Here is a 14,717-nt window from a genome sequence, read left to right on the forward strand (position 1 = left end):
CCTCGCCGGCGGTCAGCGCACCGGGTGGCCGGCGTCGCGCAGCTCCTGTTTGACCGCGCCGATGGTCAGCTCGCCAAAGTGGAACACGCTCGCGGCGAGGACCGCGTCGGCCCCGGCGGCCACCGCCGGCGGGAAGTGCGCGGTGGCACCGGCCCCGCCACTGGCGATCACCGGGATGTCGACCGCCGCCCGTACCGCGGCGATCAGCTCCACGTCGAAGCCCGCCTTGGTGCCGTCGGCGTCCATCGAGTTGAGCAGGATCTCGCCGGCACCCAGTTCGGCACCGCGGCGCGCCCAGGCCACCGCGTCGATCGCGGTCCCCCGCCGACCGCCGTGGGTGGTCACCTCGAACCCGCTGGGCGTGTCGCCGCTGGCGACCGTCTCCCGCCCGGCGCGACGCACGTCCAGGGACAGCACCAGCACCTGCCGGCCGAACCGGTCGGCGATCTCAGCGATCAGCTCGGGTCGGGCGATCGCCGCGGTGTTCACCCCGACCTTGTCCGCCCCGGCGCGCAGCAGCGTGTCCACGTTCTCCGCCGATCGCACCCCGCCGCCGACGGTGAGCGGGATGAACACCGACTCGGCGGTCCGGCGGACCACGTCCAGCATGGTGCCCCGGGCGTCGGAGGAGGCGGTGACGTCGAGGAAGGTCAGCTCGTCCGCGCCGGCCGCGTCGTAGGCCGCGGCCAGCTCGACCGGATCCCCGGCGTCGCGCAGGTCGACGAAGTTGACCCCCTTGACCACCCGGCCCGCGTCCACGTCGAGGCAGGGGATCACCCGGACCGCGACGCTCACCCGGAAACCTCCGACCGGCCGGCGTCGCGCAGCACGGCGAGCGCCTGCGCGACACTGAACGCGCCGGCGTACAGCGCCTTGCCGGCGATCACTCCCTCCACCCCGGCCGATTCCAGCGTGGCGAGCGCCCGCAGGTCATCCAGGGTGGACACGCCGCCGGAGGCGATCACCGGCGCGTCGGTCCGCGAGCACACCTCACGGAGCAGATCCAGGTTCGGTCCCCGCATGGTGCCGTCCTTGGTGATGTCGGTGACCACGTACCGCGCGGCCCCGGCCTTGTCCAGCCGTTCGAGGATCTCGAACAGGTCGCCGCCGTCGCGGGTCCAGCCCCGGGCGGCCAGCGTACGACCACGCACGTCCAGGCCGATCGCCACCCGGTCGCCGAACTCGGCGACGATCCGGTCGCACCAGACCGGATCCTCCAACGCGGCGGTGCCGATGTTGACCCGAGCCGCGCCGGTACCCAACGCGGCGGCGAGCGACTCGTCGTCGCGGATCCCGCCGGACAACTCCACCGCCACGTCGATCTGCCGGACCACCTCGGCGAGCAGATGGGCGTTGCTGCCCCGGCCGAAGGCGGCGTCGAGGTCGACCAGGTGGATCCACTCCGCCCCGTCACGCTGCCAGGCGAGCGCCGCCTCCAGCGGATCACCGTAGGAGGTTTCGCTACCGGCCGCGCCCTGGACCAGGCGGACGGCCTGACCGTCGGCGACGTCAACAGCGGGAAGCAGGGTCAGGGTCACGGATCGTCTCCTCGAAGATGGTGGGTATCAGGTCCGTCGGCCGAGCGCGATGACCACGACGGCGGGTGCCACGAGCAGCAGTACGGCGATCAGCAGCAGGCGTAGCGCCATGTCGGGCACGGCCAGCCAGACGACTGCCAGCGCCGCCACGGTCAGCACCGCGATCCCGGCGCGCTCGGTGCGGCTACGCCGGATGAACAGCCGCCCGGTGCGCCCGCCCGGTCGACGCGGGGTGAGCCGGCGCAGCGCGGACCGGCGCCGCTGCCGGCGGGCGCTGGTCCGGGCCCGGGAGGCCCGCTCACGTTCCGCCTCGGCCAGCCGGGCGGCCCGGCGGCGGGCCCGTTCCTTGCTCACCGGTCGCCTCCTACCTCGGTGGCCACCGGGGCGAGCGTGGCCAGCCAGTTGCCCAGCAGGATCGCCCCGGTCTGGGCGGACTTCTCCGGATGGAACTGTGTCGCCGACAGCGCGCCACGTTCGGCGGCGGCCACGAAACCGGCCCCATGTTCGGTGGTGGTGACCAGGACACCGGCGGCGGCCAGCTGGTCGACGGCGAGCGCCGCGTACGAGTGTACGAAGTAGAACCGGGCGTCGCCGGGCAGACCGCCGAACAGGGTGCTGCCGGCCGGCGCGGCGACGGTGTTCCAGCCCATGTGCGGCACCCGCCCGGCGGGCAGCCGGCGAACCCCGCCGGGCAGCAGACCGAGCCCTTTGGTGACCACCCCGTGCTCCTCGCCGTACTCGAAGAGGATCTGCATGCCGACGCAGATGCCGAGCACGGGGCGTCCCTCGGCGACCCGCCGCGCGATCACCGGCGCCGCGCCCAGCTCGTCGATACCGGACATGCAGGCCGCGTACGCGCCGACGCCCGGCACCACCAGTCCGGCGGCGGCGTCGGCCGCAGCCAGGTCGGCGGTCACGGTCACCTCGGCACCGGCCCGGGTAAGCGCGCGTTCGGCGGAGCGCAGGTTGCCGGAGCCGTAGTCGAGCACCACGACGGCCGACGGTGGCGTGGCCATCAGTCACCTCCGGGTAGCAGCCAGAACACGCCGGCGGCGACCGCCAGCAGGGCGAGGCCGGCGGCCAGGCCGACGGCACCCCGCCCGGCACCCTGACGGTGCAGCGACCAGACGCCACCGACCAGCACCCCGGCCAGCGCGAACAGCGCGACCGGCAGGAAGCTGTCCACGTTACAGCGCGCCTTTGGTGCTGGGCACCGAGCCGGCCGACCGGGGGTCGATCGCCACCGCCTCGCGCAGCGCCCGGGAGACCGCCTTGAACTGGGCCTCGACCACGTGGTGCGCGTCCGGGTGGCCGCCGTCGCGGGCCGCCCGCAGCACCGACACGTGCAGCGTGATCATGGCCGAGTGGCCGAGCGACTCCCAGATGTGCCGGGTCATGCTGGTCGGGTAGACCGGCCCGATGTAGGGTGCCAGCGCCGGCTCGTCGTGCACCACGTACGGCCGGCCGGACAGGTCGACCGCCGCCCGTACCAGCACCTCGTCCATCGGGATGGTGGCCGAGCCGTACCGGCGGATACCCGCCTTGTCGCCCAGCGCCTGGCGCAGCGCCGTGCCCAGCGCGATGGCCGTGTCCTCCATCGTGTGGTGCGCGTCGATCTCCAGGTCACCGACCGTCTGTACGGTCAGGTCGAAGCCGCCGTGCCGGGCGATCTGGTGCAGCATGTGGTCGTAGAAGCCGACCCCGGTGCCGATGTCGGCGGTGCCGGTGCCGTCGAGGTCCAGCTCCACCAGCACCTTGGTCTCGGCCGTGGTGCGTTCGACCCGCGCGGTGCGGTTCATCGGATTCCTTCCGTGGATGCTCCGGCCCGCAGGCCAGGGAGGAAATTGGACCCGGCGACCAGTTCGGTCATCGCGTCGAGGAACGCGTCGGTCTCCTGCGGCGTCCCGGCGGTCACCCGCAGCCAGCCGGCCAGTCCGACGTCACGGACCAGCACCCCACGCTCCAGCAACGCCTGCCAGACGGCCCGCTGGTCGCCGCCGGCGTCAACGCCGTCGCCGCCGGACAGGCCGTGGACGCCGAACAGCACGAAGTTGGCGTCGCTGTCCGCCACAGTGAGCCCGAGCCGACGCAGCTCGGCGACGATCCGGTCCCGCTGTTGCATGATCACCCGTACCGTACCGAGCAGGGTGTCCCGGTGCGCCAGCGCCGCCCGGGCCGCCGCCTGGGTGAGTGCCGACAGATGGTAGGGCAGGCGGACCAGTTGGACCGCGTCGACCACCGCCGGATGCGCGGCCAGGTAGCCCAGCCGACCGCCGGCGAAACCGAACGCCTTGCTCATCGTCCGGGTCACCACCAGCCGTGGATGCGTCGACAGCAGCCGCACCGCACTGGCCGTGCCCGGGCGGGCGAACTCGGCGTACGCCTCGTCGACGACGACCATGCCCGGCGCGGCGGCCAGCACCGCCCGCACCACCGCCGGGTCCAGGGCGGTCCCGGTCGGGTTGTTCGGGGAGCAGAGGAAGACCAGGTCCGGCTGGTGCTCGACCACCTGGCCGGTTGCGTCGTCGGCGGACAGGTCGAAGTCGGGTCCGCGCCGGCCGTCCACCCACCGGGTGCCGGTGCCCAGCGCCAACAGCGGATGCATCGAGTACGCCGGGGTGAAGCCGAGCGCCACCCGGCCGGGACCAGCGAACGCCTGCAGCAGCTGCTGCTGGATCTCGTTGGAGCCGTTGGCCGCCCACACCTGTGCCGTGGTCAGCCCGTGGCCGAGATAGCCGGCCAGGTCGGCCCGTAGCGCGACCGCGTCCCGGTCCGGGTAGCGGTTAAGTTCCCGCAGCTCGGCCGTGACCGCCTCGGCGATCGCCTCGACCACGACGTCCGGCAGCGGGTAGGAGTTCTCGTTGGTGTTGAGCCGCACCGGCACGTCCAGCTGCGGCGCCCCGTACGGGCTGCGCCCGCGCAGATCGTCGCGGATCGGCAGGTCGTCCAGGGTGATCGGGCCGGTCATCTGGGCACCGCCGGTCCACCCGCGGCCGGGGAAACTGCCGGTGGGTCCGCCGCCGGAGCGGCGAAGCCGGTCGGGTCGGCGAACCGGGCCCGGACCGCCTGCCCGTGCGCCGGCAGGTCCTCGGCCTCGGCCAGGGTGACCACGTGGTCGGCGACGTCCCGCAACGCGTCCGCGTCGTACTCGACGAGGTGGATACCGCGCAGGAAGGACTGCACCGACAGGCCCGAGGAGTGCCGGGCGCAGCCGCCGGTGGGCAGGACGTGGTTGGAGCCGGCGCAGTAGTCGCCCAGCGACACCGGGGCGTACGCGCCGACGAAGACCGCCCCGGCGTTGCGGACCCGCAGCGCCCACTGCCGGGCGTCCCGGGTCTGGATCTCCAGGTGCTCGGCGGCGTACGCGTCGACCACGGCCAGACCGGCGTCGAGGTCGTCGACCAGGACGGTGCCGGACTGCTCGCCGCCGAGCGCGGTGGCGATCCGGTCGGCGTGTCGGGTGGCCGGCACCTGCCGGGCCAGTTCCCGGTCGACCGCGTCGGCCAGCCCGGTCGACGGGGTGACCAGCACGCTGGCCGCCAACGGGTCGTGCTCGGCCTGGCTGATCAGGTCGGCGGCGACGTGCACCGGGTCTGCGGCGTCGTCGGCGAGGATGGCGATCTCAGTCGGGCCGGCCTCGGCGTCGATGCCGACCACCCCGCGCAGCAGCCGCTTGGCGGCGGTGACCCAGATGTTGCCCGGCCCGGTGATCACGTCTACCGGGGCACACCGGTCGGTCCCGTCCGGGTCGACCGCGGCGCCGTAGCCGAGCATCGCGACGGCCTGCGCGCCGCCGACCGCGTACACCTCGTCGACGCCGAGCAGGGCGCAGGCGGCCAGTACCCGCGAATCGGGCAGCCCGTCGTTGTCGCGCTGCGGCGGGCTGGTCACCACCAGTGACGCCACCCCGGCGACCTGGGCGGGGACCACGTTCATCACCACGGTCGACGGGTACACCGCCAACCCGCCGGGCACGTACAGCCCGACCCGGCCGACCGGCACCCAGCGTTCGGTGACGGTGCCGCCGGGCACCACCTGGGTGGTGACGTCGGTCCGGCGCTGGTCGACGTGCACCCGCCGGGCCCGGTCGATGCATTCCAGCAGCGCGGCCCGGACCCCGGGGTCGAGATCGCGCTCGGCCGCGGCGAGCGCCTCGGTGGGCACCCGCAGCCGGTGCGGGCTGACCCCGTCGAACCGCTCGGCCGCCTCCCGGATCGCCGGGTAGCCATGGTCACGGACCGCCTCCACCAGCGGGCGGATCCGCTCGACCGCCACGGAGACGTCGAGCTGGGCACGGGGCAGCAGGCCACGCGGGTCAGGTGACCCGCCTCGCAGGTCGATCCGGTTCAGCACGCTTGCGAGTCTAGGCGTCCTCCCACTGGCCGGACGCCGGCCGTCCAGCGGACGGGACAGTGAGCGTGACCACGCTAGGCTCGACCGGTGGGTCAGCGGCTACCGGTCTTTCCGCTCGGGACGGTGCTCTTCCCCGGGTTGGTGCTGCCTCTGCACATCTTCGAGGAGCGTTACCGGGCGCTGGTCCGGCATCTGACCAGCCTGCCCGAGGGCGTCACCCGGGAGTTCGGGGTGGTGGCGATCCGGCGTGGCTGGGAGGTGCTGCCGACCGCCGGGCCGCCGGGCGCGCCGGCGCCGACCTCGGTGAGCCTGCACGAGATCGGCTGCACCGCTCAGCTGCGCCAGGTCACCGAGCTGCCGAACGGGCGGTACGACATCGTGACGGTCGGTCGGCGCCGGTTCCGGATCACCGACCTGGCCACCGAAGGTACGCCGTACCTGACCGCGTCAGTGCAGTGGCTGCCCGAGCCGACCGGGTCCGAGGAGCTGGCCGACCTGCTGGCCCCGCAGGTGCTCGCGGTGTTCCGGCAGTACCTCGACCTGGTCCGGACCGACTCGGCCGAGATCACCGAACAACTGCCGGAGCAGCCGACCGTGCTGTCGCACCTGGTGGCGGCGACCGCCGCGTTGCACATCAGTGAGCGGCAGGCGCTGCTGGCGGAGCTGGACACCGCCCGGCGGCTGCGGGCCGAGCTGCGGATGCTCAATCGGGAGGTGGCGCTGCTGCGCCGGGTGCGGGCGGTGCCGGTCCCGTTGCCCGAGTTGGCGGTTCCGGCGAGTCCGAACTGATCTGCGGATCGGCGGCGACGTCCGGGGCCGGGCCCGGACGCAGGTCCGGAGCCACTGGGAGGGCTGGAAGGTCAGGCCCGGCTTCGACCCGGTCCGGCTCCGGACGCAGGTCCGGGTGGCTGGACCAGCCGGCCAGCATGGTGTACGCCAGCACCGCGCCGAGTGCCGGAGCGCCGAACGCGCCGGTGACCGTCGGCAGCACGCCGAACCACAGGTCGAAGTCGCCGGCCTGCAGGTCCGGTGGCCGCTCCAACTGGGCGCCGAGCGCCGCCGCCTCCAGTGCCCGCTGGTAGCCGGCCAGGCCGATCTGCCGGCCCACGGCCCAGGCCAGCGCCGCCGCGCCGAGCCCGCCGACGGTGACGGCGACCAGCCCGTACGGTCCACGTGACCGGGGCAGCGACGCCCAGACGACGATCCCGGCGAGGATCCCGTAACCGACGCCGAGCATCGCGAACCAGCCGTCGGCGGCGACGAAGTACTCCGGGTCGCCGCCCCGTACCGCCGCGCCCTGCTCGGTCTTGACCACCGGGATCCAGGGGGCCAGCATCGACCAGGCGACGCCGAGCGGAGCGCCGCCCACGGTGATCGCGGCGGCGACGTACAGCCCTGGCCGTCGCCAGATCCGCCGCTGGCCGGCCTTGGGCGGGGTGACCGGCGACGCTCCGGACGGGCCGGTCGGGTCGCCGGGTGGGCCGGCGTCGGCGGTGGAACTCACCCGTCGATCCTCTCGCAGGTCTCAGCCGGCGACGGCGGTGGGGCCGAGGAGCGCTTTGAGGTCGGCCATCAGGGCGGTGGTGGGGGCGACCCGGTGCGGGCCGAGGCGTAGCAGGGTGGCGCGGCCGCCGTTGACGAGTTTGACGTGTACCTCGGCCGAGCCGGGGTGGCTGGTCAGCACGTCGCGGAGGCTGTCGACCAGGGGCGGGGTGCAGCGGGCCGGGGACAGCGCGATCACGATGGGCTTGATCTCGTCGGCGGCGGTGATCTCCGGTACGGACAGGTCCATCGCCATCAGTCGGGGCTGGTCGTCGCGTCGGTCGACCCGGCCCTTCACCACGACGATGGCGTCCTCGGCGATGTACTGGCCGACGAGTTCGTAGGTGTTCGGGAAGAACAGCACCTCGACGGCGCCGCCCAGGTCCTCCAGGGTGGCCGACGCCCACGCCCGGCCCTGCTTGGTGATCCGCCGCTGCACACCGGAGAGGATGCCGGCCAGGACGACCACGGTGCCGTCGGCGACCGCGCCGTCCTCGGCCAGGGCGGCGATGGACATGTCGGCGGCGTTGGCGAGGACATGCTCGACGCCGAACAGCGGGTGGTCGGAGACGTACAGGCCGAGCATCTCCCGTTCGAAGGTGAGCAGGTCGGTCTTGTCCCACTCGCCGTCCGGGATCGGCGGGGTGACCACCATCGGGCCCGCGCCGCCGCCGGCCGGGTCGGCGGCGCCGAACGCGTCACCGAACAGGTCGTACTGGCCGACCGCCTCGTTGCGTTTGAGGTCCATGAACGAGTCGATCGCGTCGGCGTGCACGGTCAGCAGGCCCCGGCGGGTGTGCCCCAGCGAGTCGAACGCGCCCGCCTTGATCAGCGATTCGACGGTGCGTTTGTTGCAGGCCACCGGGTCGACCTTGCGCAGGAAGTCGTAGAAGTCGGTGTAGGCGCCCTTGTCCTTGCGGCACCGGGCGATCGCGTCGACCACGTTCGTGCCCACGTTACGCACGGCGGCCAGGCCGAACCGGATGTCGGCGCCGACGGCGGTGAACCGGGCCCCGGAGGCGTTGACGTCCGGCGGCAGCACCTTGATTTTCATCCGCCGGCATTCGGCCAGGTAGACGGCGGCCTTGTCCTTGTCGTCGCCGACGCTGGTCAGCAGCGCGGCCATGTACTCGGCCGGATAGTTGGCCTTCAGGTACGCCGTCCAGTAGGACACCAGTCCGTAGCCGGCGGTGTGCGCCTTGTTGAACGCGTAGTCGGAGAACGGGACCAGGATGTCCCACAGCGTCTTGATCGCCTCGTCGGAGTAGCCGTTGTCCCGCATGCCCTGCGAGAACGGCACGTACTCCTTGTCCAGGATCTCCTTCTTCTTCTTGCCCATCGCCCGACGCAGCAGGTCCGCGGCGCCCAGGGTGTAGCCGGCCAGCTGCTGGGCGATCGCCATGACCTGCTCCTGGTAGACGATCAACCCGTAGGTGTCGCCCAGGATGTCGGCGAGCGGTTCGGCCAGCTCGGGGTGGATCGGCACCACCGGTTTGCGGTTGTTCTTACGGTCGGCGTACTCGTTGTGCGCGTTGGCGCCCATCGGACCCGGCCGGTACAGGGCGAGGACGGCGGAGATGTCCTCGAAGTTGTCCGGCACCATCGACCGCAGCAGTGACCGCATCGGCCCGCCGTCGAGCTGGAACACCCCGAGCGTGTCACCCCGGGCGAGCAGCTCGTAGGCGCGCTTGTCGTCCAGCGGCAGATCCTCCAGGACCAGGTTGAGGTTCTGGTTGTCGGCGATCCCGGCCAGGCAGTCGTCCATCACGGTCAGGTTGCGCAGCCCGAGGAAGTCCATCTTCAGCAGGCCGATGGACTCACACGCGCCCATGTCCCACTGGGTGATGATCGCCCCGTCCTGCTCCCGCTTCTGGATCGGCAGCACGTCGACGAGCGGGTCGCGGGACAGGATCACCCCGGCGGCGTGCACCCCCCACTGCCGTTTCAGCCCTTCCAGGCCCTTGGCCGTGTCGACGATCTTGCGGACCTCGCCGTCGGACTCGTACAGCGCCCGGAACTCCACCGCCTCCGGGTAGCGCGGGTGTTTCGGGTCGAAGATGCCGGTCAGCGGGATGTCCTTGCCCATCACCGGTGGCGGCATCGCCTTGGTGATCCGGTCACCCATCGCGAACGGGTAGCCGAGCACCCGGGCCGCGTCCTTGATCGCCGCCTTCGCCTTGATCGTGCCGTAGGTGATGATTTGGGCGACCCGTTCCTCGCCGTACCGCTCGGTCGCGTACCGGATCATGTCACCGCGGCGACGCTCGTCGAAGTCCATGTCGATATCCGGCATCGACACCCGGTCCGGATTCAGGAACCGCTCGAACAGCAGTCCGTGCGGGATCGGATCCAGCTCGGTGATACCCAGGGCGTACGCGATCAGCGCCCCGGCCGCCGAGCCACGGCCCGGACCCACCCGGATCCCTTCCCGCTTGGCGTAGTGCACCAGGTCCGCGGTCACCAGGAAGTAGCCCGGGAACCCCATCTTGAGGATCACGTCGAGCTCGTACTCCGCCTGCCGGCGGTGCCCGTCGGGCACCCCGCCGGGGAACCGACGCTCCAGCCCCCGCATCACCTCGGCCCGCAGGAACGACTCCTCGGTCTCCCCCGCCGGCACCGGGAACTGCGGCATCAGGTCCCGGGACGAGAACAACGCCGAATAGTCGCCGATCTTCTCCGCGATCTCCAGGGTGTTGTCACACGCCCCCGGCACCTCGGCGTCCCACAGTTTCCGCATCTCCGAAGCGGATTTGAGATAGAAGTCCCGGGCGTCGAACTTGAACCGCTTCGGGTCGGCCATCGTCGAACCGGACTGAACACACAGCAGCACCTCGTGCGCGTCCGCGTCCCGTTCATGCGTGTAGTGCAGATCATTGGTCGCGACCGGTTTGAGATTCAACCGCTTACCTAGCCGAATCAGATCGTCCCGGACCCGGGTTTCGATACCCAGTCCGTGATCCATCAGCTCCAGGTAGAAATTGTCGGCACCGAAGATGTCCCGGAATTCGGCCGCCGACGCGCACGCCTTCTCGAAGTCACCGATCCGCAACCAGGTCTGTACCTCACCGGACGGGCACCCCGTCGTCGCGATGATCCCCTTGCCGTACTCGCTCAGCAGCTCCCGGTCCGCACGCGGCTTGTAGAAGTACCCCTCCAGGCTCGCCCGCGAGCCCAGCCGGAACAGGTTACGCAGGCCGTCCGCGTCCGCCGCCAGCATCGTCATGTGCGTGTACGCGCCACCACCGGAGACGTCGTTCTCCCCGCCGTCGGCCCACCGCACCCTGGTCCGGTCCCGACGATCCGTCCCCGGTGTCAGATACGCCTCCAGGCCGATGATCGGTTTCACCCCGGCGCCGGTCGCCTGCTTGAAGAAATCGTACGCGCCGAAAAGATTGCCGTGGTCGGTCATCGCCAGGGCCGGCATTTCCAGACGGTTGGCCTCGGCGAACAACTCCTTCAACCGGGCCGCTCCATCGAGCATCGAATACTCTGTGTGCACGTGCAGGTGCACAAAACCATCGGACACCGACCCGGCCCCCTTCTCCCGTCCCGGCACGACCAGCGAACCCTACCGTGTCGCCGCCGACCCTGCACCGAGGCGCGCGGGGTCCGTAGCCGTACGACGCCGCGCCACTTTCACTCGTTGCGACTCGCGACACTCCCGGCAGACCACGAGCCCCGCCCGACAACACCGTCAGTGAGGGTTTACCGTCTCTGTGTGAAGGCAGCCAGACAGAGACCCACATTTCGCTCCAGGCTGGCCGGCATCGCCGTCGAGGCGCTGGTCAGCGTCGGCACCGCGTTCGGGTTCCTGGCCTGGAGCAAAAACATAAATGTCGATCCGCTGGACCGGAAAGGCCAGGTAAGCGGCCTGGCAGCACTCCAGCTCCGGTTCGCGGTGCTGGCCGGCGTGCTGGTCGTCGCGATGGTGCTGACGCACCGGCTGCTCGCCCCGGCGCACCGGCCGTACATCATCCGGGTCGGCTGCGCCGCGGTCGCCGGGCTCGCCACCGGGCTCGTCGCCGGTGGGATCGGGGTGGCACTGCGCGGCACCCAGCTGCCGCTGTGGGCCGGCGGCGGCGACTACCAGTGGATCCTCGAATGGACCGCCGCGTTGTGGTCCGGACAGGAGATCTCCGACCACTACCCACCGGTCGTCTTCTGGTTGATCGGGGCCTGGGCCCGGTTGACCGACCAACCGCACGTCCTCGCCCTCAAGGACCTCCAGTTGGCCGGCACCGCCCTGTTCGGCCCGGCCGCCTACCTGGCCTGGCGGCTGGTGCTGCGTCCGCTCTGGGCGGCGACCGTCGGGGTGCTGGCGATGCTGCCGATGATCGAACCAGTCAAGCCGTACCCGCAGATAACCCTGGTAATGCTGATTCCGGTACTGGTGAGATTCCTGTCGACGGTCCGCCGGGCGGACCGGATGACCGCCCGCTGGGCGCTGCTCGCCGGCACGCTGGTCGGCGTCGGCCTCGGGCTGCTCTTCCTGCTCTACTCCGGATGGTTCGTCTGGTGCGCGGGCGGCATGCTGGTGGCCGTCGCGCTGACCGCCCCGTGGCGGACCGGCTGGCGGTCGGTCCTGCTACTCGGTGGCGCGACCGTGGTCAGCTTCGTGCTGGTCGGCTGGGTACATCTGCGCGGCCTGCTCGCCCCGACCGGCGGCACCTCCGACGACTACTTCTACTTCGACACCGACACCGAGCCGGCGTACATAGCGATGTGGCGCAACGACCGGCCGGCCGACGTCGGCCCGGTCTGGCCGCCGGTCGGCGAACTCGGCGGGGTCGGGCTGTTCACCCTGCTGCTCGCCGCCGGGCTCGGGCTGGCCCTCGCGCTGGCCTGGCGGCGCAGCATCGTGATCACCCTCGGCGCGTGCGCGGCCAGCGCCTGGTTCCTGCGGATGTGGCTGGCCAGCGAGCAGTGGGAGACCCAGACCGTACGACTGTATCCGCGAACCACCGCCGTAGTGCTCTACTGCCTGCTGGTCCTCACCGGGTTCGGTGTGCTGCTCGCCGTTCAACGCTGGCGCGGCCGCACCGGCACCACCGGACCGGCCAGCCGGGAGCCGACCGCCCCGGTCGGGCTGCTGCTCGTGCCGCTGCTGTTCGTGCTCGCCTCCGCCGGGTCCGCCACCGTCGACCGGTACATGCCCGACGAACGGACCGACCACGCCGGCTACTTCGCCTGGATCGCGCACACGACGCCCTACCCGGACGGCCGGTGCTCCCGCTGGGGGGTGGCACACGGCTGCCAGCCGACGGCCGACCGGGCGCCAGCCGACTGACCCGGGACGCTAGCCGACTGACCCGGACCCAACCAACGGAACAGGCTCAGCGGACGAACGGCTCCAGCATCATCGAGGCCGCCTGCAGCCACGCCTGTCGTGTCTCCGGCTGCAACTGCACGTACTCGATCGACGACCCGGTCTCCAGAGCCGGGTCGTAGGGCACCACGGCCACCGCCCGGGTCCGGGTGGCGAAATGTCGGCGCAGGTCGTCGAGCAGCGGCATCGGCCCCGGACTCGGGCAGGACAGCAAGGTCACCGCGTTGCGCACCAGGTCGCCCATGCCGACGTCGTCCAGCAGGTCCAGCATCCAGTCCGCGGTGAACGCCGCGTCCTCCCGGGGCACGCAGGTGACCACCAACTGATCGGCGGCCTGCAGGACGGTCTGCCAGTTGGCGCTCTCCACGTTGTTGCCGGTGTCCACACAGATCACGTCGTGGGTCCGGCGGAGCAGCTCCAGCACCCGCCGAACGGTGTGCGGGTCGAGACGCTGCGCGAACCGAGGGCTCTCCTCACCGGCGAGTACGTCGTACGAGCCGTCGGAGGCGTGCCGGAGGTAGTCGTCGAGCCGGTCGGTCAACTCGTAGCCGTGCGAGCCCTCGATCTCCACCAGATCGGAGATCAGATGGCGGATGGTCCGGGCATGGCGGGCGCTGCCCGCCCGCAGCCCGAGCGTGCCGCGCAGCTCGTTGTCGTCCCAGGCGAGCACCCCGCGGCCACGGACGCTACCGATCGTCGCCGCGGCGAGGACCGTCGCCGTCGTCTTGTGCACCCCGCCCTTCGGATTCGCGAACGCCAGCACCCGCGGTATGCCGAGGTTGCGGCGCAGGATGCCGGTGGCCCGGTCGACCTCCGCGTCGGGCCGGCTCTCCCGCCACTCGATCCGCGCCGGGTATCCGCCGCCGCCGTCCGGACCCGGCGGGTACCCCGGCACAGGCCCGCCCCGGCGGGACGGCTCGGCGACCGGCGGATAGCCGCCGACCTCGGGGCCGCCGACAAAGCCCTGCTCCGCAGGTGGCGGCACACTGGGTCGCACCGGCCGAGCGCCCCGGTCGGCAGGGTGGCCGGGCATCACCGGATAGCCGGGTGCGTAGCCGCCCGGGGCGACCGGACCCGGCGGCGGGGCCAGGGCGGCGTACCGACCGGCGGCCGGTGCCGGCGGCCCCGGGTCGGCCGGGTAGCCAGGACCGGCCGAATGGCCGGGATCAACGGGATAGCCAGGATCGGCCGGATAGCCAGGATCAGCGGGGTGGCCGATGGTCGAGGGGTGACCGGGACCGGCCGGATGGCCGGAGTCGCCCATCCAACTGGAACCGGCGGAATGCCCCGGCTCCGGGTGCTGACCCGGCACCTGCGCGATGCCGTTGGGCACCTGGGCGGTGCCGCGACCGTTCTCCCGGGACCGAGGCGCCGCCGCGTTGCGGTCCGCCACCTCGGGCTGCTCACCGGTACGGCCGCCGAGGCGGGCCCGGTCGAGCAGCGCACGCCAACGCGGCGCTGGTTCGGCAGGCCGGCCCCAGCCGGACTCGGTGCCCTCCACGGCTCGCCCTCCCAGCGCTATCGGTCCCCGCCTGACAGGCTACGAAGCTAGACCTGTTCAGGCCACACCGCCAAAGGCCCGTTGTTCGCCCCGACCGGCCATCTCTGCCGGACTCCCCCGGTCCCGGTCACCTGACGGGGATCGCGGCGGCACCGGGGGTAGCGTACGTAACCGAGACACCGGTGGTCGATACCGGCCTGCTACCGGAATGCGGGCCAGTGCTCCGGCCTTCAGGCCCGGGGGTGAAGGCCCGCGCTGGGAGGGCCGCCAAGACCCCGGGCAGTGCCCTGAGCCGGACGGTTCTGCCGCTCGATGTACTGCTTCACGACGCTGCGCGGTGCGCCGCCGACGGAGCCGGCGAAGTACGAGCCCGACCAGAGCTTGTCGGCCCGGTAGTAGTGCCGCGTCAGGCAACGTTGGCCCTGTTGACTACCTCGCGTAGGCGTTCGTCGGCGGC

At 72.0% G+C, this 14,717-nt stretch carries 13 protein-coding genes and 1 pseudogene; 2 read left to right on the forward strand and 12 right to left on the reverse strand.

Features of this window, described 5'->3' with window-relative positions; translation table 11 throughout:
• Positions 1–12 precede the first annotated feature (12 nt).
• From hisF to hisD, 8 genes and pseudogenes are all read right to left on the reverse strand, one after another.
• Positions 13–795: an imidazole glycerol phosphate synthase subunit HisF gene (gene hisF / locus ACFHWT_RS21435; RefSeq protein WP_416596453.1), complete on the reverse strand. Its 783-nt coding sequence runs from the start codon at positions 793–795 to the stop codon at positions 13–15.
• Complete coding sequence (priA, locus tag ACFHWT_RS21440; protein ID WP_416596454.1) at positions 792–1,538, reverse strand: bifunctional 1-(5-phosphoribosyl)-5-((5-phosphoribosylamino)methylideneamino)imidazole-4-carboxamide isomerase/phosphoribosylanthranilate isomerase PriA; 747 nt, start codon at positions 1,536–1,538, stop codon at positions 792–794. Before priA ends, hisF begins: the two co-directional genes overlap by 4 nt.
• 27 nt (positions 1,539–1,565) lie before the next feature.
• Positions 1,566–1,892 carry a hypothetical protein gene (locus ACFHWT_RS21445; RefSeq protein ID WP_416596455.1) on the reverse strand — a complete coding sequence of 109 codons (327 nt, stop codon included), beginning with the start codon at positions 1,890–1,892 and terminating at the stop codon, positions 1,566–1,568.
• Positions 1,889–2,554: an imidazole glycerol phosphate synthase subunit HisH gene (gene hisH, locus ACFHWT_RS21450; protein ID WP_416596456.1), complete on the reverse strand. Its 666-nt coding sequence runs from the start codon at positions 2,552–2,554 to the stop codon at positions 1,889–1,891. The genes ACFHWT_RS21445 and hisH overlap by 4 nt, the downstream gene beginning before the upstream one ends.
• On the reverse strand, positions 2,554–2,724 hold the full coding sequence (locus ACFHWT_RS21455) for a hypothetical protein (protein WP_416596457.1): 171 nt from the start codon (positions 2,722–2,724) through the stop codon (positions 2,554–2,556). The genes hisH and ACFHWT_RS21455 overlap by 1 nt, the downstream gene beginning before the upstream one ends.
• A gap of 1 nt (position 2,725) precedes the next feature.
• Entirely contained in the window at positions 2,726–3,337 is a 612-nt protein-coding gene (gene hisB / locus ACFHWT_RS21460) for an imidazoleglycerol-phosphate dehydratase HisB (RefSeq protein ID WP_123602584.1), read from the reverse strand.
• Entirely contained in the window at positions 3,334–4,506 is a 1,173-nt protein-coding gene (locus ACFHWT_RS21465; RefSeq protein WP_416596458.1) for a histidinol-phosphate transaminase, read from the reverse strand. The genes hisB and ACFHWT_RS21465 overlap by 4 nt, the downstream gene beginning before the upstream one ends.
• A gap of 80 nt (positions 4,507–4,586) precedes the next feature.
• A pseudogene (gene hisD / locus ACFHWT_RS21470) lies at positions 4,587–5,891 on the reverse strand (histidinol dehydrogenase); the annotation flags it as partial.
• An 87-nt stretch (positions 5,892–5,978) separates the two neighbouring features.
• On the opposite strand from hisD, the gene ACFHWT_RS21475 reads away from it, so the two are divergent.
• Entirely contained in the window at positions 5,979–6,680 is a 702-nt protein-coding gene (locus tag ACFHWT_RS21475; protein WP_416596459.1) for an LON peptidase substrate-binding domain-containing protein, read from the forward strand.
• Here ACFHWT_RS21475 and ACFHWT_RS21480 read toward each other — a convergent pair.
• Both ACFHWT_RS21480 and dnaE read right to left on the reverse strand, forming a co-directional pair.
• A complete protein-coding gene (locus ACFHWT_RS21480) occupies positions 6,595–7,395 on the reverse strand; it encodes a DUF2567 domain-containing protein (RefSeq protein WP_416596460.1) in 801 nt (266 codons plus the stop codon). The genes ACFHWT_RS21475 and ACFHWT_RS21480 overlap by 86 nt on opposite strands.
• A 21-nt stretch (positions 7,396–7,416) precedes the next feature.
• Positions 7,417–10,959 (reverse strand): DNA polymerase III subunit alpha, encoded by a 3,543-nt coding sequence (gene dnaE, locus ACFHWT_RS21485; RefSeq protein WP_416596461.1) that lies wholly within the window; start codon positions 10,957–10,959, stop codon positions 7,417–7,419.
• A 192-nt stretch (positions 10,960–11,151) separates the two neighbouring features.
• Between dnaE and ACFHWT_RS21490 the strand changes: the two genes are divergently transcribed.
• Positions 11,152–12,720 carry a hypothetical protein gene (locus tag ACFHWT_RS21490; RefSeq protein ID WP_416596462.1) on the forward strand — a complete coding sequence of 523 codons (1,569 nt, stop codon included), beginning with the start codon at positions 11,152–11,154 and terminating at the stop codon, positions 12,718–12,720.
• A 46-nt stretch (positions 12,721–12,766) separates the two neighbouring features.
• Here ACFHWT_RS21490 and ACFHWT_RS21495 read toward each other — a convergent pair whose 3' ends face one another.
• Both ACFHWT_RS21495 and ACFHWT_RS21500 read right to left on the reverse strand, forming a co-directional pair.
• Positions 12,767–14,281 (reverse strand): MinD/ParA family ATP-binding protein, encoded by a 1,515-nt coding sequence (locus tag ACFHWT_RS21495; RefSeq protein WP_416596465.1) that lies wholly within the window; start codon positions 14,279–14,281, stop codon positions 12,767–12,769.
• Between the two features lie 209 nt (positions 14,282–14,490).
• Complete coding sequence (locus tag ACFHWT_RS21500) at positions 14,491–14,670, reverse strand: transposase (protein WP_416596466.1); 180 nt, start codon at positions 14,668–14,670, stop codon at positions 14,491–14,493.
• Positions 14,671–14,717 lie beyond the last annotated feature (47 nt).

This window comes from Micromonospora sp. LOL_021 (assembly GCF_048060215.1).
Lineage (GTDB): Bacteria > Actinomycetota > Actinomycetes > Mycobacteriales > Micromonosporaceae > Micromonospora_E.